A 21806-nucleotide genomic window follows, 5' to 3' on the forward strand; every position below is an offset into this window, starting at 1 on the left:
GCAGACTACCGTTCACAGCCCGAAGCGACGCTGGAGGTCGCCGAGCTGTCCGGGAAGGCGCGGTGATCCACCCCCCTGTGCCTGGCCCCCTGGCGCCCCACCCCCGCCGGGCACACCCGGCTCCGCCGGCACCGCCCCCGTGGCCTGCTCCGCCATCAGGCTCTCGGAGGACTGCAGCAGCACCGTGCCCGCCCCGACGAACTCGAACTGGTGCTCCTCGCCGGAGGCCCCGCCGAGGCCCGTCATCGCACGTAGACCGCCCATCACGCCCGTCAGATAACCGTGGTCGTAGTGGTGGCAGGGGGAGGGGCAGTCGGCCCAGCCGACCAGGGCCTGCGGGTCCACCCGGACGGGCGGCTCCATGAACACCACCGGCCCGTTGGAGGCCGCCACGAACTTCCCCGTGCCGATGAGCGTCAGGAACCCCGGAACGATCGACTGCTTGAGCGACAGAGTTGGCTGAAAAGCGAGAAGGTTGCCCGAGCGAATGGTCAGGTTGCCCTCGTCCAGGTCATAGGAATTGACGTCGAAGGCCCGGTCGGCGAGGAGCATCTTGCCCGAGCCCTCCGCCACCACCCAGTCGCTCGCGTGCAAAGGCGAATGGAAGGAGGTGCGCACGAGACGGTCCAGTCGGCCGTGCCCGATGCCGTTGAAGTCGATCGACCCGTAGTAGGCGATCATCTTCCCCTTCTGCAGGAACCACTGGCTCCCCTTGAGCTCCACGCAGAAGGTGTACGCGTCGACGTTGTCGTCGACCGGCAGCGTCAGGGGATCGTGGATCGTCGGTCCGCCGGACCCACCGGGCATTCCGTAGCCGCTCACAGCTTCTCCTCCGAGGCCTGCACGTACACCGAGCCGCTGCCGCTCAGCTCGAGCTGGAAGGCCTCGCCCGAGCCGCGGCCCACCATGTCGCGCCAGCCCAGCGCCGTCGACAGCTTGTTGCGGACGTCGCCGTGATGGGCGACGTAGGCCTGCGGGTCCACGTGGACCGGGCGCTGCGGGGTGATCGGCACCTCGAAGACCCCGCCGTGCGCCATCACCGCGACCGCCCCGTGCCCCTTGAGGCTGGTGGTGAAAAGGCCCTGCCCGCTGACCTGCCCGCGCACCATGCCCATCACGCCGCCCTGCGAGCCCAGGAAGACCGTGCCCTGCTGGAGCGAGCCGTCGAAGGCGAGCAGCCGGTCCGCCTCCACGTAGAGGGTGTCCCCGGCGAGTTCGATCACCTGGACGTGATGGCCGCCGTGCCCGAACAGGACCGTGCCGCTGCCCTCCACCGTCATCAGCGGCGTCGCCTCGTTCGCCACCCGGCGGCCGATCATCGACATCCATCCGCCCTGGCCGCCCCGTAGATCGGGCGTGAAGGACACCTCCCCCTTGTAGGCGAGCATCGCCCCGCGCTGGCTGAACAGCCGCTGCCCGGGCGTCACCGTCGCCTCGACCATCTTCGAGTTGATCTCACGGAACGGCATCTCACACATCCCCCGCGATCGTGTTCCGCTCGCTCGGCTGCACGTACACCAGGCCGTCCCCCTCGAACCGGATCTGGAAGGCCTCGCCGCCGCCCTCGCCCAGGAAGGTGCGGAACGTCACCCCCGACTGGAACGACTGCCGGACGTCGCCCTGATGGGCGATGTACGCCCCCGGGTCCACCGTCAGCGGGTACTGCGCGCTCACCCGGAGCACCACCGCCGGGCCGTCCGAGAGCAGGGCCGCCTGCCCGTGCCCCTCCACGGTGGTGGTGAACAGGCCGTTGCCCTGCGAGGCGCCGCGCAGGCCCGTGAACGTCGTGCCGGTGCGCAGGCCGGCGTCCGTCACGAGCAGATTGCTCGACTCGACGTACAGCTTCTCGCCCCGCAGGGAGACGAGGTTGATCTCGGAGGCGCGGTCGGCGAACCAGCAGGTCCCCTGTCCGCGCGCCTCCATCACGGTCATCTGCTCGCCGGTGAGCCGCCGGGTCACCATCCCCCGCAGTCCCTCACCGCCGCCGCTGAGCTTCTTGAAGGCGATCTGCCCGTCGTACGCGACCATGGAGCCGTGCTTCGCCTTCACGGCGTCGCCGGTAATGTCGACGGCCAGCACCTTGCTGCCCTGGAGTCGGAAGGTAGCCACGCTGCGAAGGTAGCCGTCCCCCGGGTGGAGAGAACAGCACCCGTGGGTGGACTTCGCCCCTGAGCCCACCCCTAGGGCCTCTCGTTCGCGGATCACCCAGGGGGATTCCCGCACCCGGGGGCCGGGCGCCCCGGACCCCGGGGGAGGGTCCCGGAGGGACAGTGCCAGAATGGGGCCGAAGCTTGTGCGTCCGTTCACAAGCCGTGGCGCGCCCGCGCCGCGCCCGCCCCGTCATCCGACGTCTCCCACGAGGTGATCCGTGGACATCAAGACCGCCACCGCCCTGCGCCGGCTCCGCCTGGTCTCCGCCCCCGAGGCCGTCTCCTTCCTGCTCCTCCTCGTCTGCTCGGTCCTCAAGCGGACCACGGACTTCAATGCGGTGCCCGTGATGGGCGCGGTCCACGGACTCCTGTTCGTCCTCTACGTCATCTTCTGGGCCGACGCCTGGAACCGCGCCAAGTGGGGCATCGGCACCGCCGCGCTCTACTTCGTCCTCTCCGTCCTGCCCACCGGCGGCTTCTTCGCCGAGCGTCGGCTGCGCCGCGAGGCCGAGGACGCGATCATCGCCTCCCGCGCCCGCCGCGAAGGGGTGGTCGGCGCATGATCGTCGCCTTCTCCGTGACGCCCCTGGGCGTCGGCGAGGACGTCGGGGAGTACGTCGCCGACGCCGTCCGGGTCGTCCGCGCCTCGGGTCTGCCGCACCGCACGGACGCCATGTTCACCTCGATCGAGGGCGAGTGGGACGAGGTGATGGACGTCGTCAGGCGCGCCGTCGCCGCCGTCGAGGCGCGCGCCCCGCGCGTCTCCCTCGTGCTGAAGGCGGACATCCGCCCCGGCGTCACCGACGGCCTCACCACCAAGGTGGCCACGGTCGAACGTCACCTCGCGGGGGACCCGGTACCTTCGGCGGACTGAGCGGCCCCGCCTCCCGCCGCCAGGGCGATCCCGAGCGGCGTGCGCTCGTAGAGCACCTGGTGGCCGTAGCGGCGGGACACGAGCAGCCCGGCCTCGCGCAGCGTCGTCAGGTGCGCCGAGACCGAGGAGGGCGCGAGCCGCAGCCGGTGGGCGAGAGCGGTGGTGCCGGCCGGCTCGTCCAGCGCGGCGAGCACGGCCGCCCGGCCGCGCCCCAGCAGCCGGGCCAGCGCGTCCGGCGTCCCCTCGGCCGGGTCCGCCCACAGCCCGCCGATGCCGCGCGCCGGGTAGACGAGCGTCGGCTGCCACGGCGGTTCGAAGGTGCTGACGACGTCCGGCCACACGAAGACGCTCGGCATCAGCACCAGGCCCCGCCCGTCCAGCCGGCGCTCGTGCTCACCCCGGTACTCGACGGTCAGCGTCCCCGCGTGCCAGCCGAACCGCCGGTTGATCTCCGGCAGCAGCCCCCCGAGCCCCACCTCGGCCAGCCGCCGCGAATGGAAGGCCACGTCGGCCTCGAGCAGCGCCCGCAGCCGGGGCCAGTCCGGGGCGACGAGCACGTGCCACGCCTCCTCGACGAGGTCGGCCAGCTCCTGGATCATCCGCGCCGGGTCCGCCAGCCAGGCCCGGCCGCGCGCCGACGTGAGCGCCCCCGGTGTGTCCGCCAGCGACGTGGCGGTGTCCTCGCGCGCCGCCTCCGGGTCGGCCGCGCGCACCGCCGCGATCTCCTCCTCGAAGCGGGCCGCGGGCCCGATCGGCGGCGGGGAGAGCCAGTCCGGGGTGTGTCCTGAGCGGGGCATCAGCAGCCACAGCGGCGTCAGGTCCAGCCGTTCCAGGGCCGGCGCGACCCGGCGCAGCCAGCGCGCGTGGTAGGCGTGCCGCTCCGGCCGTCGCAGGGTGCGCACGGCGTCCTGGGTCTCCCACAGGGGTGACACGGCGAACCGGCAGGACAGGAAGTCCTCCTCGGCGAAGTGGAGCCGCGAGGGCACGGGGACCTCCAGGATTCGGTGACAGCCGAAACTCTAGGCCGTGCGGCGCCCGGCGGTCAGGCTGCCGCCATGCCCGAAGACACCACCGCGCCCACCGGGGGACAGGGGAGCACGATCCCCGCGATCCCCCCGCGCACGCACGAACGGCCGCGCCCCGACGGCGACGGCGAACCGACGGCCACGAACGCCGACCGGGCCCCGGGCGGGGACCAGGCCCCGGACGCCGACCGGGCCGCGAGCGGAGACCGGGCCCCGGACGCCGACCGGGCCACGCACGCCGACCGGGCCCCGGGCGGAGACCGGGCCCCGAGCGGGGACCGGGCCACGGACGCCGACCGGGCCCCGAGCGGGGACCGGGCCACGCACGCCGACCGGGCCCCGAGCGGGGACCAGGCCACGGACGCCGACCGGGCCCCGGGCGGGCATCGGGCCCCGGGCGGGCATCGGGCCCCGGGCGGGGACCGGGTGCCCGGCGGGGAGGCGCCGGCCCCGGCGGGCACCGCCGGCGGCTACCTGCGCGTCCTGGGCATTCCCGAGTACCGCGCCGTCTTCCTCGCCCACTCCCTGTCCCTCCTCGGCGTCGTCGTCAGCGAGATCGCCCTCTCCGTCCTCGTCTACGACCTCACCGGCTCGCCCCTGCTCAGCGCGCTGACCTTCGCCGTGGGCTTCCTGCCCTACCTCCTCGGCGGCACCCTGTTCGCCGGGGTCGCCGACCGGTTCCCCGCCCGCCGCGTCCTCGTCGTCTGCGATCTGCTCTGCGCGGCCTGCGTGGCCGTCATGGCCCTGCCCGGCACCCCCATCGGCCTGCTGCTCGCCCTGCGCTGCGCGCTCGCCGTCGTCTCGCCCGTCTTCCAGGGCACCCGCATGGCGACCCTCGCCGACGTCCTCGGGGACGGTGACCTCTTCGTCCTCGGCCGCTCGCTGCTGCGGATCGTCTCCCAGAGTGCCCTCCTGGTCGGCTACGGCTGCGGCGGGCTCCTGCTCACCGTGCTCAGCCCACGCCACGCCCTGTTCATCACCGTCGCCACCTTCCTCGCCTCCGCGCTGCTGCTGCGGCTCGGCACCCGGCGCCGCCCGGCCCGCGCCGGCCGCGGCACCCCGGCCGACGGGCCGCTCACCGGCGCCCGGCGCGTGCTCGCCGACCGCCGGACGCGCCTGCTGCTCCTGCTGTTCTGGGCGCCGCCCCTGTTCTGCGTCGTCCCCGAGGCCCTGGCCGCCCCCTACGCCGACCGGATCGGAGCGGGCTCGACCGGGCTCGGGCTGCTGATGTGCGCGCTGCCCGTGGGCACCATCGCCGGTGAGCTGTTCGCGGGGGCGCGGCTGCGCCCGGCCACCCGGGAGCGCGTCGCGCTGCCGCTGCTCTGCTTCATGCTGCTGCCCTACCTCGGCTTCGCCCTCGCCCCCGGGCTCGGCTGGACCCTGTGCCTGCTGGTGCTCTCCGGCGCCGGGAACGCCTACACGCTGGGGCTCGACCAGTGGTTCGTGGCCGCCGTGCCCGAGGAACTGCGGGGCCGGGCCATGACGCTGAACACGGCCGGGCTGATGACCGTGCAGGGGGTGGGGATGGCGCTGGCGGGGGTGGCCGCCCAGTTCGCCGGGGTGCCCGCCACGGTGGCCGGCGCGGGGCTCCTCGGCACGCTCGTCTGTGTGCTGCTGGCGCTCTCGGCCCGCCGCGGGGCCGCACCGAGCGGTGCCCTCCGAAAGAATGAGCGACCGAAGTGCGAGACGGGGCTGACCACCATGTGACCGGCCGGTAAGGTCTGGTGCCGTGCCAAAGCCCCTCGGTCTCTCCTTCGACCCCATCGCGCGCGCCGACGAACACTGGAAGCAGCGGTGGGGCAGCGTGCCCTCCATGGCGGCGATCACCTCGATCATGCGGGCCCAGCAGATCCTGCTCGCCGAGGTAGACGCGGTCGTCAAACCGTACGGACTGACGTTCGCCCGGTACGAGGCGCTCGTGCTGCTCACGTTCTCGAAGTCGGGCGAACTGCCGATGTCCAAGATCGGCGAGCGGCTCATGGTGCACCCGACCTCCGTCACCAACACCGTCGACCGGCTGGTCACCTCGGGTCTGGTCGCCAAGCGCCCCAACCCCAACGACGGCCGCGGCACGCTGGCCTCCATCACCGACAAGGGCCGCGAGGTGTGCGACGCCGCCACCCGCGAGCTGATGGCGATGGACTTCGGACTGGGCGCGTACGACGAGGAGGAGTGCCGGGAGATCTTCGCGATGCTGCGGCCGCTGCGGGTGGCGGCGCACGACTTCGAGGACGAGTGAGCGCACCCCTCGTGGATGTCGCACGCCACCGGGGGTGCCGGAAGATCGGCCCCCGCCGGTCGTTAGGCTCGTACGCATGAAGAAAAGCGTGCTGACCCGCTACCGGGTGATGGCCTACGTCACCGGTGTGCTCCTGGTCCTGCTGTGCCTCAGCATGATCGCCAAGTACGGGTTCGACGTCGACGGCGCCGCCGACTTCACTCGGGTCGTGGCCATCGCGCACGGCTGGCTCTACGTCGTGTACCTCGTGTTCGCCTTCGACCTGGGCGCCAAGGCGAAGTGGCCGGTCGCCAAGCAGCTCTGGGTGCTGCTCGCGGGCACCGTGCCGACCGCGGCCTTCTTCGTGGAGCGCGGCATCAGCCGCGAGCTGGAGCCGCAGTTCGCGCAGGACGCGGCGCCCGCGCCGGCCAAGGCCTGAGGGTCCCTCCCGCCGAGGCCCGAGGCTCCCCGGGGCCGCCCGCGACGGCCCCGCCACCGCCGTACGGAGACACGTACGGCGGTTCCCCATCGACATTTACTTGGACGTCCTAGTAAATTCGGGGGTATGGACGCTGACGCCATCGAGGAGGGCCGCCGTCGCTGGCAGGCCCGTTACGACGCCTCCCGCACCCGCGACGCCGACTTCACCACGCTCTCCGGCGATCCCGTGGAACCGGTCTACGGGCCCCGGCCCGGCGACACCTACGAGGGGTTCGAGAGGATCGGGTGGCCGGGGGAGTACCCCTACACCCGCGGTCTCCACCCGACCGGCTACCGCGGCCGGACCTGGACGATCCGGCAGTTCGCCGGGTTCGGCAACGCCGAGCAGACCAACGAGCGCTACAAGATGATCCTCGCGGGCGGCGGCGGCGGACTCTCGGTCGCGTTCGACATGCCCACCCTCATGGGCCGCGACTCCGACGACCCGCGCTCCCTCGGCGAGGTCGGGCACTGCGGCGTGGCGATCGACTCGGCCGCCGACATGGAGGTCCTCTTCAAGGACATCCCGCTCGGCGACGTCACGACCTCCATGACCATCAGCGGGCCCGCCGTGCCCGTCTTCTGCATGTACCTGGTGGCCGCCGAGCGCCAGGGCGTCGACCCGGGCGTCCTCAACGGCACGCTCCAGACGGACATCTTCAAGGAGTACATCGCGCAGAAGGAGTGGCTCTTCCAGCCCGAGCCGCACCTGCGCCTCATCGGCGACCTGATGGAGCACTGCGCCGCCCGCATCCCCGCGTACAAGCCGCTGTCCGTCTCCGGCTACCACATCCGCGAGGCCGGCTCCACGGCCGCGCAGGAGCTCGCGTACACCCTCGCGGACGGCTTCGGCTACGTCGAGCTCGGCCTCTCCCGCGGTATGGACGTGAACGTCTTCGCCCCGGGGCTGTCCTTCTTCTTCGACGCGCACGTCGACTTCTTCGAGGAGATCGCCAAGTTCCGGGCCGCCCGGCGGATCTGGGCCCGCTGGATGCGGGACGTCTACGGGGCGACCTCGCAGAAGGCGCAGTGGCTGCGCTTCCACACCCAGACCGCCGGGGTGTCGCTCACCGCGCAGCAGCCCTACAACAACGTGGTCCGCACGGCGGTGGAGGCGCTGGCGGCGGTGCTCGGCGGCACCAACTCGCTGCACACCAACGCCCTCGACGAGACCCTCGCCCTGCCCAGCGAGCAGGCGGCGGAGATCGCGCTGCGCACGCAGCAGGTGCTGATGGAGGAGACCGGCGTCGCCAACGTGGCCGACCCGCTGGGCGGCTCCTGGTACGTCGAGCAGCTCACCGACCGCATCGAACGGGACGCGGAGAAGATCTTCGAGCAGATCAGGGAGCGCGGCCTGCGGGCCCACCCGGACGGGCGGCACCCCATCGGCCCGATCACCTCCGGCATCCTGCGCGGCATCGAGGACGGGTGGTTCACCGGGGAGATCGCGGAGTCCGCGTTCCGCTACCAGCGGGCCCTGGAGAAGGGCGACAAGCGGGTCGTCGGCGTCAACGTCCACACCGGCTCGGTCACCGGCGACCTGGAGATCCTGCGGGTCGGCCACGAGGTCGAGCGCGAGCAGGTGCGGGTGCTCGGCACACGGCGGGCGGCCCGGGACGACGCGGCGGTGCGCGGCGCGCTGGACGCGATGCTGACGGCGGCCCGGGACGGCTCCAACATGGTCGAGCCCATGCTGGAGGCCGTGCGGGCGGAGGCGACACTGGGCGAGATCTGCGGGGCGCTGCGCGAGGAGTGGGGCGTCTACACGGAGCCTCCGGGCTTCTGACCGGCCCGCGGAGGGACACGGGGTGCGGGGCCGCGACTCCGCGCCCCCGCCGCCGTCCCACCCCGCCCGGGACCTCCTCGGACGGCGACGGGAGAAGCCGCCGGGGAACTCACCCGGACCTCGTGGCCCCCTCGCGGGAGGCGTCCGGCGGGGCGTCCGGCGGGCCGCCGGCCTCCGCCGCGAGGGCCCGCCGGAATCCGCGCTCGTTCTCGGCCGGAGGCGCCGGAGTGAGAACGACGATCTTCCGTTCCGCCTCGCCGTCGGTCAGGACGTCGCAGTCCACGTCGATCGGTCCGCTCACCGGATGCCGGACGATCTTGTGTTCCTCCCGGTGCGCGCCGACCGCGCCGGAGGACCACAGTTCGGCGAAGCGCCGGTTCCCGGCCGTGAGGTCCCGGACCAGGGTGGCGAGCCGTTCGCTCCCCGGGAACCGGCCCGTGGCCCGCCGCAGGTCGGACACGACGGAGACTTCGAGGGCGGCCCGGTCGAGCGAGGTCACCGGCCACCGCGAGAGGCCCGGGGCGGCCCCGGCGGCGGGGAAGGTGTCCCGGGCGAAGTTGCGCAGGGCGGGCGGTGTCGCCTCCGGATCGCCCAGCAGAGCCGTCCACGAACGGTTCCACCGGATGAGCTGCCAGTCCGCGGCGAACACGGCGACCGCGGCGTCCCCGAGCCGGTCCAGCATCCGGCGCAGACCGGGCGGGAGGTGGTCGGGGACCTCTGCGTGGGGAGGGGCGAGCCCCGCCAGCCGGTAGAGGTGGTCGCGCTCGGCCGAGGTGAGCCGCAGGGCACGGGCGAGCGCCGCGGTCACCTGCGCCGACGGAGTCTCGTGACGCCCCTGCTCCAGACGCACCACGTAGTCGACCGAGATCCCCGCGAGCTGGGCGAGATCCTCCCGGCGCAGACCCGTGACCCGGCGCCTGCGACCGCCGGGCAGCCCCACCGCCTCCGGCGGAACCCGGTCGCGCCAGATACGCAGCATGGGGCCGAGTTTCGCGAGGTCGGCACTCATGACACCGAGTCTGTCACCCGGCGGCCGCCCGAGGGGGGTAGAGGTTTTCCCACGAAACCCCGTGACTGGTCCCCGGCCCGGCCACCGGCGAGCGTGGACCGCATGACTCTCGGCATCTCCCACGACCACGTGGGCATCACCGTCACGGACGAGGACCTCGAGGCCACGATCGCGTGGTACGCGCGCCACCTCGGGTTCGGCGTCGAGCGGCGCTTCGCCTCCCACGGCACGACCTTCGTCTTCCTCACCGCGGGCGGGGTCAGGATCGAACTCCTCGCCGGCGCCGTACGGCGGGCGGGCGAACCGGTCGACGACGTCCTGAGGAGCATGGACCCCTCCCGGCTGCACCACTTCTGCCTCGCGGTGGAGGACCTCGACGCGGCGGTGTCCGAGCTGCGGGACTCCGGTGTGCCGCTGGTCGGCGGACCCATGGACGTGCCCGCGATCGGCCGGCGCATCGCCTTCGTCACCGACAACGTCGGCACCGTGATCGAACTCTCCGCCCCCTCCGGACCTGCCCCCGGCCGGGAGACCCGCCGCTGACCACGCCCGCCGCCCGCCGCCCTCGGCCCGCCGCCCGCCGCCCTCGGCCCGTCGCCCGCCGCGCGGGGACGGCCGGCGGCGGGACCCGTTGTCAGACGCCCGCCAGGCCGTCCAGCAGCAGGCGGGTGAAGGCGCGGGCCCACTCCGCGTCCGCCGGCTGCCCGCTGACCAGCGTGCGGTGCACCACCGCTCCCGCGACCACGTCGAAGATCAGGTCCGCCGCCCGGCCCGCCGCGCCCGCGTCGGGCTCGTCCGGCAGTTCGCCGCGGGCCGCCGCCCGCGCCCGGCCCTCCACGACCAGCCGCTTCTGCCGCTCCACGATCGAGGTCCGGATCCGCTCCCGCAGCGGGGCGTCCCGGGTGGCCTCCGCCACGACCGCCATCAGGGCCGTCTTCGTCTCCGGCCGGTCGAGGATCGCCGCGAACTGCCGTACGACGCCCTCGACGTCCGCCGCGAGACTGCCCCGGTCCGGCAGTTCCAGCTCGTCGAAGAGGACCGCGACCGCGTCCACGACGAGTTCGTTCTTCCCGGCCCACCGCCGATACAGCGTCGTCTTCGCCACTCCGGCCCGGGTCGCCACGTCGCCGAGCGTCAGCCGGGACCAGCCCAGATCCACCAGTGCCGCCCGTGTCGCCTCGAGGATCGCGGTGTCCGCGGCGGCGCTGCGGGGGCGCCCGGAGGGACGGGACGCGGGAGGACGAGAGGGCATGTCAGTGACCATAACCGGCCGCTCGGCGACGGCAATGCGTCAGTGTTGTGAAGTCGTGAGGGAGATCACCGGGAGAGGGGCCTCCGGCGCCCCAGGCCCCGGTTACGCTACGACCCGTAGCGAAACGCGACGACCACGGCGCCGGGTGGGGACCCGGCGCACTCGTGCTCGATTCTCCCGGATCGGACGCGGGGACCACGCGTGTGCGCGGAAGGGGGAGGATGTACTCATGCAGCCACGGAACATGTCCATGAGCGGAGTCGTCGACCTCGCCGCGGTGAAGGCGGCCCAGGAGGCCAAGGCGAAGGCGGAGCAGGCGCGGGCCGAAGCCGCCCGGCGGGGCGACACGGGAGCGGTGTCCCCCGCGGAGCTGGTGCTCGACGTCGACGAGGCCGGATTCGAACGTGACGTACTGCAGCGCTCCACCGAGGTGCCCGTCGTCATCGACTTCTGGGCCGAATGGTGCGAGCCCTGCAAGCAGTTGAGCCCGGTACTGGAGCGGCTGGCCGTCGAGTACAACGGCCGGTTCCTGCTCGCCAAGGTCGATGTCGACGCCAACCAGATGCTGATGCAGCAGTTCGGCATCCAGGGCATCCCGGCGGTCTTCGCCGTCGTCGCCGGCCAGGCGCTGCCCCTGTTCCAGGGGGCGGCGGGCGAGCAGCAGATCCGGGAGACCCTGGACCAGCTCGTCCAGGTCGCCGAGCAGCGCTTCGGGTTGACGGGACTGACCGTCGACCCGGACGCCGTGCCCGGCGAGCGCCCCGCGGACGCCGAGGTCCCGGCCGGCCCCTACGACGCGATGCTGGAGGCCGCCGTCCGCGCCCTGGACTCGGGCGACCTGGGCGGGGCGGTCACCGCCTACAAGAACGTCCTGAGCGAGGACCCCGGCAACCCGGAGGCCAAGCTGGGCCTGGCGCAGGCCGAGCTCCTGCAGCGGGTGCAGGGTCTCGACGCGCAGAAGGTCCGTCAGGAGGCCGCCGAGAAGCCCGGCGACGTGGCCGCGCAGATCGCCGCCGCCGACCTGGACCTGGTGGGCGGTCATGTCGAGGACGCCTTCGGCCGGCTGACCGACACGGTGCGGCGCACGGCGGGCGAGGACCGGAACAGCGCGCGGCTGCGGCTGCTGGAACTGTTCGAGGTCGTCGGGGCCGAGGACCCCCGGGTCACGGCGGCCCGCAGGGCGCTGGCCCGGGCCCTGTTCTGACCGGTTTACGCGACTTGCTGATGACCTGTCGCTAAACACCGGTCGCTGTGATGCCCCGGTGAAAATTCGCCGACCGAGTGGCACAGGCGGCCGCGTTTTACCAAAACTTGGTAATCGCGGCCGCTGTTACTCCGAGTAAATCAACCGGGTCGGCCTGTCGGGCTCTGTCCGCAGTTCAACCGTTTTTTCGCCCGGTTCCGCGCAACCCTGCGTCGCCGTACGGCCCCGCCGGGCCGTGGCACGGTTACCCGGCCGTTACTAGCCAGTAACGAACCCCCTTGCGGGGGCGGCCGGAATGCACCACGATCGGCGACGCTCGGTCCAATGCCGTACCCCCGCAGCCAGCCGGGTCACGGAGCGTCTTGGGTCCCCACCGGGCAGGGGCCGGCGACAGTGACGCCGGCTCCTGGACAGGGGGGTCTCCGCCGTCCGGTGGAGCCTGTCCGGCAGGTTGTGCGTGATGCGTGTCAGGCGCGACCAGTGGTTGTCGCTCGGGGGTGATCGCCGGTGAACCGGGCGCGGTCCGTGCCCGCCACAGGCGCTCTCCTTACCGAGGACGTAGCACTTCTCCCATCCCTGCCCGGCCCGGCCGCCCACTCGGGGGACCGCCGGGGTCAGGAGATGTACGTCCGAGAAGGAGGAAATATGGAGTCCCAGGTGCGTGGCGGGACCAGATGGAAGCGGTTCGCTGTGGTGATGGTGCCCAGCGTGGCCGCCGCCGCAGCGATCGGAGTGGGTCTGGCCCAGGGCGCGCTGGCCGCGTCGTTCAGTGTGTCCGGCCAGGAGTTCAAGGTGAGTGCCGGCCACCTCGAGGGCACGGGATTCGCTCAGTACGGCGGCATCGACAGCGGTTACACGACGACCGAGGGCAAGGAAAAGACGGTTCACCCCGTCGCGATCTCGTCGTTCAAGAACGCCAAGATCACCAACATGTGCCAGTCGGTCAAGACGGAGATCCCGCTCATCGGGAAGACGTTCTACCTCCGTCTCGAAGCCGGTCCCGACGCCAACCACAAGGTCGAGGCGAAGAACCTCTACATCGACGTCGCCCAGCTCGACGCCGATGCGACGTTCAAGAACATCGACATCGGTGTGGCCGTCAAGGACCAGACCAAGGGTCCGGCCGTCAAGAGCGGCGAGAACGCGCTGCCGGGCGGCTTCGCCCAGCAGGCCGACTCGGCCGACCTGAAGGGCGTCAAGCAGACGGCCTGGGCGACCACGGCCGGCACCTTCAAGCTCAGCGGCCTGAAGATGCGCCTCGGCGCGGACTCCAAGCTCGAGTGCTTCTGACGGCTCCTGCGGCACGGGTGTCTCCGGGCAACTGAGACATCGAGGGGGTGGGGAGGCCACGGGCTTCCCCACCCCGGTTCCCGGCCGGCGCCGCGCGCCGGGCATCCTTGCAGACTTCGACTTCCGGCTTACCGCCCAAGGCCGAGCCGGTACGTACTTCCACCGGACCCAGGGAGCTGTTTTCCATGAGTGCCGAGACCCCGGTCCAGAGCGTCGGGACCTTCACCCGGGCGCGTCTGGGCTTCCGCAAATGGCGGGGCAGCCGGCCTTTCTGGGCGGGCCTTCTCACCGCGCTCGGCGGAGTGCCGATCGCCTATTTCCCGTATGCCACGCTCAAGCTGGGCACCATGTCCGTCACCATGTCCACCACGGCGGGCGCCGGCTCACTGATCATCGGTGTGCTGCTGGTCACGCTCGGCCTGACGATGTGGTTCCAGAAGGCCACGAGGGTCTTCGCCGGAGTCGCGGCGATCATCCTGGGCCTGGTGTCCCTGGTGGTGTCCAACATCGGCGGATTCGTGATCGGCTTCCTGCTGGCGCTGCTCGGCGGTGCCATGGCCGTCTCCTGGGTGCCCACCAAGGCCAAGCCGGAGCGGGCCGAGGCGGCGCCGGGCGCCGGGAAGCAGGACCCGGACGGCGAGAGCGCCGTCCCGCCCGCCGCACCCGCCCAGGGCGAGTCGGGGGCCGCGGACGGGCCGGCCGCGCCGTTCGGCGCGCGGCCGCCGGCCGGGGAGGGCACCGCGGACGCCCGCGCCTTCGAGGACCAGGACGGGGGGTACCGTGTCCGCTGACGAGGTGCGCGACATCGCAGCGCCCCCGAGAACAGGGCCGCGCCACGCGGCCCCGAAGAAGCCGCTGTTCACCCGCTTCCATGTGCCGGCCGGCAAGGCGATAGCGATCGCCGCGATGCCGACGGCGGTCCTCATGGGAATGGGGCTCACACCGACACTCGCCAGCGCCGACGACCACACGTCCTCCAAGCGCCTGACGGCCGAGGAGTACAAGGACTGCGTGGACGCGCTGGCCTCCGCGTCGGCCTCGCCGTCCACGTCCGCCTCGGAGTCCGCGGACGCGAAGGACGCGAAGGAGTCCGAGGAGTCCGCCGAGTCCGGGAAGGACGCGGACAAGGACGCCGGGAAGGACACGGAGTCGGGGAAGGCGGACGAGAAGACGGGCTCGTCCTCCGGCGAATCGGACTCCAAGTCCGGCACCGGCTCCAAGTCCGGCTCGGACACGTCGTCGTCTTCGTCCTCCTCATCCTCTTCGTCTTCGTCGTCCTCTTCGTCGGATTCAGGTTCCGACGACAAGGACGCCGAGGACGAGAAGGAGCCGTCCCCCTCCGCCACCGCGAGCCACGGCGGACTGCTGACCGGCATCGGGGACGCGCTGAAGGACATCTTCACCCCGGGCCACGGCTCCGAGGACGAGGACGCCTCCACCCCCTCGTCGACGGCCTCCCCGGCCCCCTCGGCGACCAAGGGGGCGGACGACGCCGCGACCAAGGCGAAGGAGACCACCAAGAAGGTCACCGGCACGGTCGAGGACACCGTCAAGGACGTCACCGACCCGGCGGCCGAGGCGGCGGGCGACGCGGCGGACAAGGCCGCCGAGAAGGCGAAGGAGGCGGCGGGCGAGGCCTCGCCGTCCCCCTCCGGCTCGCCCGACCCCAGCCCCTCGGCGACGAAGAGCGCCGACACCGACCCGGACGACTGCCCGGTGGCCACCGACGCCGAGGGCGGCGTCGACAACCAGCTGCTGCTGCCCGACGACCCCTGGCACCTCCAGGCCAGCTCGCTCACCCTCAAGGGTGCCGACTACCAGGGCATCGTGAAGGTCAGGACGGCCGACGGCACCGTCAAGAAGGTGCTCAAGTACGTCATCTCCGCGGGCACCGACATCGGCGACCTGCACCAGACGGTCAACGACCCGAAGAGCGGCAAGACGTACCACGTCCAGGCCGCCAAGGGCTCGACGTCCACCATCACCGACGGCGACACCGTCATGTACACCGAGAGCATCTCCGGCAACCTGCTCGGTCTGATCCCGATCACGTTCGACCCGGACAACCCGCCGCCCCTGAACATCCCGCTGATCTACTTCACCAAGGTCAACGTCGTCCAGGCCGGCCAGTTCGGCGGCACCCTGCACATCCCCGGTCTGCGCCAGTACACGACCGACAACTGACCCTCCCGGGAGCCGCGACGGACTGTGGCCCGGTACCCGCCGGTGACGGCGGTACCGGGCCACAGCCCTGCTGTCCTGCTCCTGTGCGCCCGCGGGGCGCGGTCGGGTCGTGGTGCTAGCGCGCCCCCTCGCCCAGGTGCAGCACGCGGACCATGTTGGTGGTGCCGGACACGCCGGGCGGGGAGCCGGCGGTGACGATCACGATGTCGCCCTGGTTGAACCGCTTGAGGCGGGTCATCTCCTGGTCGACCAGGTCGATCATCTCGTCCGTGCTGTTGACGAACGGCGTGACGTGCGGCTCCACGCCCCAGCTCAGCGCGAGCTGATTGCGCGTCGACTCGTCCGTGGTGAAGGCGAGGATCGGCTGGGCCGCGCGGTAGCGGGAGAGCCGGCGGGCGGTGTCGCCGGACTGGGTGAAGGCCACCAGGCCCTTGCCGCCCAGGAAGTCGGCGATCTCGGCGGCGGCGCGGGCCACCGAACCGCCCTGCGTGCGCGGCTTCTTGCCCGGCACCAGCGGCTGCAGCCCCTTGGAGAGCAGCTCCTCCTCGGCCGCGGTGACGATCTTCGACATCGTCTTGACCGTCTCGATCGGGTACGCGCCCACGCTCGACTCGGCCGAGAGCATCACCGCGTCCGCGCCGTCCAGGATCGCGTTGGCCACGTCGGACGCCTCGGCGCGGGTGGGCCGGGAGTTGGTGATCATCGACTCCATCATCTGGGTCGCCACGATCACCGGCTTGGCGTTGCGGCGGCACAGCTCGATGAGCCGCTTCTGCACCATCGGGACCTTCTCCAGCGGGTACTCCACGGCGAGGTCGCCGCGGGCCACCATCACGCCGTCGAAGGCCATCACGACGGCCTCCATGTTCGCCACCGCCTGCGGCTTCTCGACCTTGGCGACGACGGGGACCCGGCGGCCCTCCTCGTCCATGACGCGGTGCACGTCCTTGACGTCACCGGCGTCGCGCACGAAGGAGAGCGCCACCAGGTCGCAGCCCATGCGCAGTGCGAAGCGCAGGTCCTCGATGTCCTTCTCGGACAGGGCCGGGACGTTCACGGCCGCGCCGGGCAGGTTGATGCCCTTGTGGTCGGAGATGACACCGCCCTCGATGACGATGCTCCGCACCCGGGGGCCCTCGACGTCCAGGACCTTGAGCTCGACGTTGCCGTCGTTGATCAGGATCTGGTCGCCCTTGGAGACGTCACCGGGCAGACCCTTGTACGTCGTGCCGCAGATCGACTTGTCGCCCGGCACGTCCTCGGTGGTGATGGTGAACTCGTCGCCGCGCACGAGCTCGACCGGGCCCTCGGCGAAGGTCTCCAGGCGGATCTTCGGGCCCTGCAGGTCGGCGAGGACACCGACGGCCCTGCCCGTCTCCTGGGCGGCGGCACGGACGCGGTCGTAGCGCCCCTGGTGCTCGGCGTGCGAGCCGTGGCTGAAGTTGAAGCGGGCCACGTTCATGCCGGCCTCGATCAGCGCGACGAGCTGCTCGTGGGAGTCGACCGCGGGGCCGAGAGTACAGACGATTTTCGAACGGCGCATGGGGCGATCCTATCGGTTTGTTTCGCTACGGAATATTCCGTCTGGCGGAAGATACAAATGCGCGGGATGCCGCTCAGCTGTGATCCTCCAGGGCGGTCCCGTTCGCGACCAATGCATAGGTCTGGGTGGCGATCTCCATCTCCTCGTCGGTGGGCACGACGGCGACGGCGACCCGCGCGGAGTCCGGCGAGATCAGCCGCGCCTCCCCGGAGCGCACCGCGTTGCGCTCCTCGTCGACCGCCAGGCCGAAGAGTTCCAGGCCCTCGATCGCGGCCCGCCGCACCGCCGCCGCGTTCTCGCCGACGCCCGCGGTGAAGACCACCGCGTCCACCCGCCCGAGCACCGCGCAGTACGCGCCGATGTACTTCCGCAGCCGGTGGACGTAGACGTCGAAGGCGAGCTTCGCCTGCGCGTCGCCCGCGTCGATCCGCCGCTGGATCTCCCGCATGTCGTTGTCGCCGCAGAGACCGAACAGCCCGCTCCTCTTGTTCAGGAGCGTGTCGATCTCGTCCATGGACATCCCGCCGACCCGCCGCAGGTGGAAGATGACCGCCGGGTCCATGTCGCCGGAGCGGGTACCCATCACCAGCCCCTCCAAAGGCGTCAGCCCCATGGAGGTGTCCACGCACACCCCTCCCCGCACGGCCGAGGCCGAGGCCCCGTTGCCCAGGTGCAGCACGATCACGTTGACGTCCTCGGGCGCCCGGCCCAGCAGCTCGGCGGTGGCCCGGGAGACGTAGGCGTGCGAGGTGCCGTGGAAGCCGTAGCGGCGCACCCGGTACCGGTCGGCGATCCTGCCGTCGATCGCGTAGCGGGCGGCGTGCTCCGGCATCGTCGTGTGGAACGCGGTGTCGAACACGGCGACCTGCGGCAGGTCCGGGCGCAGCCCGAGGGCGGTGCGGATGCCGGTGAGGTTGGCCGGGTTGTGCAGCGGCGCCACCGGGATCAGCCGCTCGATCTCGGTGAGCACACTCTCGTCGACCACGGTGGGCTCGGTGAAGAACATCCCGCCGTGCACCACGCGGTGCCCGATCGCGGCCAGGTCGGGGGAGTCCAGGCCGAGGCCGTCGGCGGCGAGCTCCTCGGCGACGGCCTCGAGGGCGGCCCCGTGGTCGGCGATCGGCCCGCCGCGCTCACGGGTGGCGCGCTCCTCGCCGAGGCGGGTGTGCGTGAGGTGGGAGGTCCGCTCGCCGATGCGCTCCACCAGGCCGACGGCCAGCCGGCTGTGGTCGCGCATGTCCAGGAGCTGGTACTTCACCGACGAGGAGCCGGAATTGAGGACGAGGACGCGGGTCGCGGTCACGGTCGCTGATGCTCTCTGTCGAAGGTGACGGGGAAGTGGCGGGCGGAGGGCGGACCGGGGCGGTCCGCCTGTCCGGGCCGGCTCAGTCCGCCGGGGTCTGTGCCTGGATCGCGGTGATGGCGACCGTGTTCACGATGTCGCCGACGAGGGCCCCGCGGGACAGGTCGTTGACCGGCTTGCGCAGCCCCTGCAGCACCGGTCCGACGGCGATCGCGCCGGCCGAGCGCTGCACGGCCTTGTAGGTGTTGTTGCCGGTGTTCAGGTCCGGGAAGATCAGCACGCTCGCCTGCCCGGCCACCTCGGAGCCGGGCAGTTTCGTCGCCGCGACCGAGGGCTCCACCGCGGCGTCGTACTGGATCGGCCCCTCGATCCGCAGATCGGGCCGGCGCGCGCGGACCAGTGCGGTGGCCTCGCGCACCTTGTCCACGTCCGCGCCGGACCCCGAGCTGCCGGTGGAGTACGACAGCATCGCGATCCGCGGCTCCACGCCGAACCGCGCGGCCGTGGCCGCCGACTGGGTCGCGATGTCGGCGAGCTGCTCGGCGTCCGGATCGGGGTTGACCGCGCAGTCGCCGTAGACCAGCACCTTGTCGGCGAGGCACATGAAGAACACCGAGGAGACGATGCGGGCGTCCGCGCGCGTCTTGATGATCTCGAAGGCGGGCCGGATCGTCGCGGCCGTGGAGTGCACGGAACCCGAGACCATCCCGTCCGCGAGCCCTTCCTGCACCATCAGGGTGCCGAAGTAGTTGACGTCCGAGACGACGTCGTACGCCAGCTCGACCGTGACGCCCTTGTGGGCGCGCACGGCCGCGTACCGCTGCGCGAAGGACTCCCGCAGCTCGGACGTGGCCGGGTCGACGAGCTGCGCGTCCGCGAGGTCGACGCCGAGGTCGGCCGCCTTCTTGCGGATCGTGTCCACCGGCCCGAGCAGCGTCAGCTCGCACACGCCCCGGCGCAACAGCACCTCGGCCGCGTGCAGCACGCGCTCCTCGGTGCCCTCGGGGAGGACCACCCTGCGCTTGTCGGAGCGGGCCTGTTCGAGCAGTTCGTGCTCGAACATCATCGGCGTGACCCGGCCGGTGCTCGGGGCCGAGACACGGCCGAGCAGGTCGGCGGTGTCGACATGGCGTTCGAACAGACCGATCGCGGTCTCCGCCTTGCGCGGGGTGGCCGCGTTGAGCTTGCCCTCCAGGGAGAACAGCTCGGCGGCCGTGGGGAAGCTGCCCTCGGCCACCGAGACCACCGGGGTGCCGGGCGCCAGGCGGTCGGCCAGGGTGAGGATCTCCTGGCTCGGCACCTCGTCGAGGGTGAGCAGCACGCCCGCGATCGGCGGGGTGCCGGCGCTGTGCGCGGCGAGCGCCCCGACGACGAGGTCGGCGCGGTCCCCCGGGGTCACCACCAGACAGCCGGGGGTCAGCGCGGGCAGCAGGTTCGGCAGCATCGCGCCGCCGAAGACGAAGTCGAGCGCGTCCCGGGCGAGCCCCGCGTCGTCGCCCAGGACCACCGTGGCGCCCAGCGCGCTCACCACCTGCGCGACGGTCGGCGCGGAGAGCGCGGGCTCCTCGGGCAGCACGTAGCCGGGCACCGGGAGCAGCGGCCCGAGGCGTTCCGCCACGAGGTCGCGGTCGGCCCGCTCCACCCGGTTGGCGACCATCGCGAGCACGTCGCAGCCCAGGCCCTGGTAGGCGCGGTGGGCGTTGCGGGTCTCGGCGAGCACGGACTCGGCGGACTGGCCCCGGCCGCCCACCACGGGGATCACGGCCGCGCCGAACTCGTTGGCGAGCCGGGCGTTGAGCGCGAGCTCGTCGGGGAGCTGGGTGGCGGCGAAGTCGGTGCCGAGGACGAGGACGACGTCGTAGTCGCGGGCCACCCGGTGGAAGCGGTCGACGAGCGTGGAGACCAGCTCGTCGGTGCCGCGCTCGGCCTGGAGCGCGGAGGCCTCGTGGTAGTCCATGCCGTGGACGGTCGTCGCGTCCTGGGAGAGCCGGAAACGGGAGCGCAACAGCTCGAACATGCGGTCGGGGCCGTCGTGGACGAGTGGCCGGAACACGCCCACCCGGTCGACCCGGCGGGTCAGCAGCTCCATGACGCCGAGCTCGACCACCTGGCGTCCGTCGCTGCGGTCGATCCCGGTCACGTACACGCTGCGCGTCACGCGTGCTCTCCCTCTCGCTGGTGCTCGCCGGTACTCGCCGGTGCTGTCGCCGGTGCCGTGGCCGGCACGCGGGCCCGTGCCCCCGCCCGGCCGCCCCGCCGGTCCCGGCCGGTCGCCGGCCGGTGCGCGGAGAAGCCTCTTGACAGTATCCCCGGGCCCGGTCGGGGCGCCCGTCAGTACGGGTGACGGGGCTGCGCGCATCGGGTGAACCGGGCGCGCGCCGCAGCGTGTCGTGAGGCGTGAAAGAATCGGAGTGGCTCACAGGGACCGAAGCGAGCAGGAGACACAGCACGATGCGTATCGGAGTCCTCACCGCCGGCGGCGACTGCCCGGGGCTGAACGCAGTGATCCGGTCGGTCGTGCACCGGGCGGTGGCACAGTACGACGACGAGGTGATCGGCTTCGAGGACGGCTACGCCGGTCTGCTCGACAGCCACTACCGCACCCTCGACCTCAACGCCGTCAGCGGCATCCTCGCCCGCGGCGGCACCATCCTCGGCTCCTCCCGCCTGGAGCGCGACCGGCTCCGCGAGGCCTGCGAGAACGCCTCCGACATGATCCACGAGTTCGGCATCGACGCGCTCATCCCGATCGGCGGCGAGGGCACGCTGACCGCCGCCCGGATGCTGTCGGACGCGGGCCTGCCGGTCGTGGGCGTGCCGAAGACGATCGACAACGACATCTCCTCCACCGACCGCACCTTCGGCTTCGACACGGCCGTCGGCGTCGCCACCGAGGCGATGGACCGCCTGAAGACCACCGCCGAGTCCCACCAGCGGGTCATGGTCGTCGAGGTCATGGGCCGGCACGCGGGCTGGATCGCCCTGGAGTCCGGCATGGCCGCCGGCGCCCACGGCATCTGCCTGCCCGAGCGGGCCTTCGACCCCGCCGACCTGGTCTCGATGGTCGAGGAGCGGTTCGCGCGCGGCAAGAGGTTCGCGGTCATCTGCGTGGCCGAGGGCGCGCACCCGGTGGACGGCTCGATGGACTACGGCCACGGCGAGATCGACAAGTTCGGCCACGAGCGCTTCCAGGGCATCGGCACGGCACTCGCCTACGAGCTGGAACGCCGGCTCGGCAAGGAGGCCAAGCCGGTCATCCTCGGGCACGTCCAGCGCGGCGGCGTCCCGACCGCCTACGACCGCGTCCTCGCGACGCGCTTCGGCTGGCACGCGGTCGAGGCGGCCCACCGGGGCGAGTTCGGCCGCATGACCTCCCTGCGCGGCACGGACATCGTCATGGTCCCGCTGGCGCAGGCGGTCACCGAGCTGAAGACGGTCCCGAAGGACCGGATGGAGGAGGCGGAGTCGGTCTTCTAGGCCGCGGACAC

21 protein-coding genes are annotated in these 21806 nt (G+C 72.2%); 12 read left to right on the plus strand and 9 right to left on the minus strand.

Annotated features, from left to right (window positions below):
* Positions 1–12 precede the first annotated feature (12 nt).
* From OHB09_RS23045 to OHB09_RS23055, 3 genes are read right to left on the minus strand one after another with little or no spacing between them, the layout of a single operon-like run.
* On the minus strand, positions 13–822 hold the full coding sequence (locus OHB09_RS23045) for an AIM24 family protein (protein WP_006142490.1): 810 nt from the start codon (positions 820–822) through the stop codon (positions 13–15).
* Positions 819–1469, minus strand: a complete 651-nt coding sequence (locus tag OHB09_RS23050; RefSeq protein ID WP_006142491.1) for an AIM24 family protein — start codon at positions 1467–1469, stop codon at positions 819–821. Before OHB09_RS23050 ends, OHB09_RS23045 begins: the two co-directional genes overlap by 4 nt.
* 1 nt (position 1470) lies before the next feature.
* Positions 1471–2109 carry an AIM24 family protein gene (locus OHB09_RS23055; protein WP_328922473.1) on the minus strand — a complete coding sequence of 213 codons (639 nt, stop codon included), beginning with the start codon at positions 2107–2109 and terminating at the stop codon, positions 1471–1473.
* Positions 2110–2368: 259 nt separating this feature from the next.
* Here OHB09_RS23055 and OHB09_RS23060 point away from each other — a divergent pair, with 259 nt between their 5' ends.
* The gene (locus tag OHB09_RS23060; RefSeq protein ID WP_006142493.1) at positions 2369–2713 is read left to right on the plus strand and encodes a DUF3817 domain-containing protein; all 345 of its coding nucleotides are present in this window, start codon (positions 2369–2371) and stop codon (positions 2711–2713) included.
* Entirely contained in the window at positions 2710–3024 is a 315-nt protein-coding gene (locus OHB09_RS23065; protein WP_328922474.1) for an MTH1187 family thiamine-binding protein, read from the plus strand. The genes OHB09_RS23060 and OHB09_RS23065 overlap by 4 nt, the downstream gene beginning before the upstream one ends.
* Here the strand turns inward: OHB09_RS23065 and OHB09_RS23070 are convergent.
* Positions 2988–4010: an ArsR/SmtB family transcription factor gene (locus OHB09_RS23070; protein WP_328922475.1), complete on the minus strand. Its 1023-nt coding sequence runs from the start codon at positions 4008–4010 to the stop codon at positions 2988–2990. The two genes, OHB09_RS23065 and OHB09_RS23070, sit on opposite strands and share 37 nt — an antisense overlap.
* A 522-nt stretch (positions 4011–4532) precedes the next feature.
* Between OHB09_RS23070 and OHB09_RS23075 the strand changes: the two genes are divergently transcribed.
* The 4 genes from OHB09_RS23075 (at position 4533) to OHB09_RS23090 (ending at position 8533) form a co-directional block, all read left to right on the plus strand.
* Entirely contained in the window at positions 4533–5756 is a 1224-nt protein-coding gene (locus OHB09_RS23075) for an MFS transporter (RefSeq protein ID WP_397891318.1), read from the plus strand.
* Between the two features lie 22 nt (positions 5757–5778).
* Positions 5779–6288: a MarR family winged helix-turn-helix transcriptional regulator gene (locus OHB09_RS23080; protein ID WP_006142497.1), complete on the plus strand. Its 510-nt coding sequence runs from the start codon at positions 5779–5781 to the stop codon at positions 6286–6288.
* Positions 6289–6364: 76 nt separating this feature from the next.
* Positions 6365–6706 (plus strand): DUF3817 domain-containing protein, encoded by a 342-nt coding sequence (locus OHB09_RS23085; RefSeq protein WP_040896334.1) that lies wholly within the window; start codon positions 6365–6367, stop codon positions 6704–6706.
* A 126-nt stretch (positions 6707–6832) separates the two neighbouring features.
* Positions 6833–8533, plus strand: coding sequence for an acyl-CoA mutase large subunit family protein (locus tag OHB09_RS23090; protein WP_093591647.1), 1701 nt, complete (start codon positions 6833–6835; stop codon positions 8531–8533).
* A gap of 109 nt (positions 8534–8642) precedes the next feature.
* Here OHB09_RS23090 and OHB09_RS23095 read toward each other — a convergent pair whose 3' ends face one another.
* Positions 8643–9542 (minus strand): helix-turn-helix transcriptional regulator, encoded by a 900-nt coding sequence (locus OHB09_RS23095; protein WP_318295285.1) that lies wholly within the window; start codon positions 9540–9542, stop codon positions 8643–8645.
* Between the two features lie 102 nt (positions 9543–9644).
* On the opposite strand from OHB09_RS23095, the gene OHB09_RS23100 reads away from it, so the two are divergent.
* Positions 9645–10085, plus strand: coding sequence for a VOC family protein (locus OHB09_RS23100; RefSeq protein ID WP_050811285.1), 441 nt, complete (start codon positions 9645–9647; stop codon positions 10083–10085).
* Between the two features lie 91 nt (positions 10086–10176).
* On the opposite strand, the gene OHB09_RS23105 is transcribed toward OHB09_RS23100, so the two are convergent.
* The gene (locus tag OHB09_RS23105; RefSeq protein ID WP_006142502.1) at positions 10177–10794 is read right to left on the minus strand and encodes a TetR/AcrR family transcriptional regulator; all 618 of its coding nucleotides are present in this window, start codon (positions 10792–10794) and stop codon (positions 10177–10179) included.
* Positions 10795–11023: 229 nt separating this feature from the next.
* On the opposite strand from OHB09_RS23105, the gene OHB09_RS23110 reads away from it, so the two are divergent.
* From OHB09_RS23110 to OHB09_RS23125, 4 genes are all read left to right on the plus strand, one after another.
* On the plus strand, positions 11024–11998 hold the full coding sequence (locus OHB09_RS23110; protein WP_167792625.1) for a tetratricopeptide repeat protein: 975 nt from the start codon (positions 11024–11026) through the stop codon (positions 11996–11998).
* 645 nt (positions 11999–12643) lie between these two features.
* Complete coding sequence (locus OHB09_RS23115; RefSeq protein WP_191853384.1) at positions 12644–13288, plus strand: DUF6230 family protein; 645 nt, start codon at positions 12644–12646, stop codon at positions 13286–13288.
* Between the two features lie 185 nt (positions 13289–13473).
* The gene (locus tag OHB09_RS23120) at positions 13474–14079 is read left to right on the plus strand and encodes a DUF6114 domain-containing protein (RefSeq protein WP_093591644.1); all 606 of its coding nucleotides are present in this window, start codon (positions 13474–13476) and stop codon (positions 14077–14079) included.
* Positions 14069–15472, plus strand: coding sequence for a hypothetical protein (locus tag OHB09_RS23125; RefSeq protein ID WP_328922476.1), 1404 nt, complete (start codon positions 14069–14071; stop codon positions 15470–15472). Before OHB09_RS23120 ends, OHB09_RS23125 begins: the two co-directional genes overlap by 11 nt.
* Before the next feature lie 115 nt (positions 15473–15587).
* Here OHB09_RS23125 and pyk read toward each other — a convergent pair whose 3' ends face one another.
* From pyk to pta, 3 genes are all read right to left on the minus strand, one after another.
* Positions 15588–17015, minus strand: a complete 1428-nt coding sequence (gene pyk, locus OHB09_RS23130) for a pyruvate kinase (protein WP_328922477.1) — start codon at positions 17013–17015, stop codon at positions 15588–15590.
* 73 nt (positions 17016–17088) lie between these two features.
* Positions 17089–18318, minus strand: a complete 1230-nt coding sequence (locus tag OHB09_RS23135; RefSeq protein WP_006142508.1) for an acetate kinase — start codon at positions 18316–18318, stop codon at positions 17089–17091.
* An 82-nt stretch (positions 18319–18400) separates the two neighbouring features.
* Positions 18401–20476 carry a phosphate acetyltransferase gene (gene pta, locus OHB09_RS23140; RefSeq protein WP_328922478.1) on the minus strand — a complete coding sequence of 692 codons (2076 nt, stop codon included), beginning with the start codon at positions 20474–20476 and terminating at the stop codon, positions 18401–18403.
* Between the two features lie 293 nt (positions 20477–20769).
* Here pta and OHB09_RS23145 point away from each other — a divergent pair, with 293 nt between their 5' ends.
* Positions 20770–21795, plus strand: a complete 1026-nt coding sequence (locus tag OHB09_RS23145) for an ATP-dependent 6-phosphofructokinase (protein ID WP_006142511.1) — start codon at positions 20770–20772, stop codon at positions 21793–21795.
* Positions 21796–21806: the final 11 nt, after the last annotated feature.

It is taken from the genome of Streptomyces griseoaurantiacus (genome assembly GCF_036189845.1).
Classification (GTDB): domain Bacteria; phylum Actinomycetota; class Actinomycetes; order Streptomycetales; family Streptomycetaceae; genus Streptomyces; species Streptomyces griseoaurantiacus.

What these genes read in the sequence shown, in the direction of transcription:
- OHB09_RS23050 (WP_006142491.1), bottom strand. Translation starts at nt 1,469, where the DNA reads ATGCCGTTCCGTGAGATCAACTCGAAGATGGTCGAGGCGACGGTGACG.
- OHB09_RS23065 (WP_328922474.1), top strand. Translation starts at nt 2,710, where the DNA reads ATGATCGTCGCCTTCTCCGTGACGCCCCTGGGCGTCGGCGAGGACGTC.
- OHB09_RS23085 (WP_040896334.1), top strand. Translation starts at nt 6,365, where the DNA reads ATGAAGAAAAGCGTGCTGACCCGCTACCGGGTGATGGCCTACGTCACC.
- OHB09_RS23090 (WP_093591647.1), top strand. Translation starts at nt 6,833, where the DNA reads ATGGACGCTGACGCCATCGAGGAGGGCCGCCGTCGCTGGCAGGCCCGT.
- OHB09_RS23095 (WP_318295285.1), bottom strand. Translation starts at nt 9,542, where the DNA reads ATGAGTGCCGACCTCGCGAAACTCGGCCCCATGCTGCGTATCTGGCGC.
- OHB09_RS23100 (WP_050811285.1), top strand. Translation starts at nt 9,645, where the DNA reads ATGACTCTCGGCATCTCCCACGACCACGTGGGCATCACCGTCACGGAC.
- OHB09_RS23105 (WP_006142502.1), bottom strand. Translation starts at nt 10,794, where the DNA reads ATGCCCTCTCGTCCTCCCGCGTCCCGTCCCTCCGGGCGCCCCCGCAGC.
- OHB09_RS23110 (WP_167792625.1), top strand. Translation starts at nt 11,024, where the DNA reads ATGCAGCCACGGAACATGTCCATGAGCGGAGTCGTCGACCTCGCCGCG.
- OHB09_RS23115 (WP_191853384.1), top strand. Translation starts at nt 12,644, where the DNA reads ATGGAGTCCCAGGTGCGTGGCGGGACCAGATGGAAGCGGTTCGCTGTG.
- OHB09_RS23120 (WP_093591644.1), top strand. Translation starts at nt 13,474, where the DNA reads ATGAGTGCCGAGACCCCGGTCCAGAGCGTCGGGACCTTCACCCGGGCG.
- pyk (WP_328922477.1), bottom strand. Translation starts at nt 17,015, where the DNA reads ATGCGCCGTTCGAAAATCGTCTGTACTCTCGGCCCCGCGGTCGACTCC.
- OHB09_RS23145 (WP_006142511.1), top strand. Translation starts at nt 20,770, where the DNA reads ATGCGTATCGGAGTCCTCACCGCCGGCGGCGACTGCCCGGGGCTGAAC.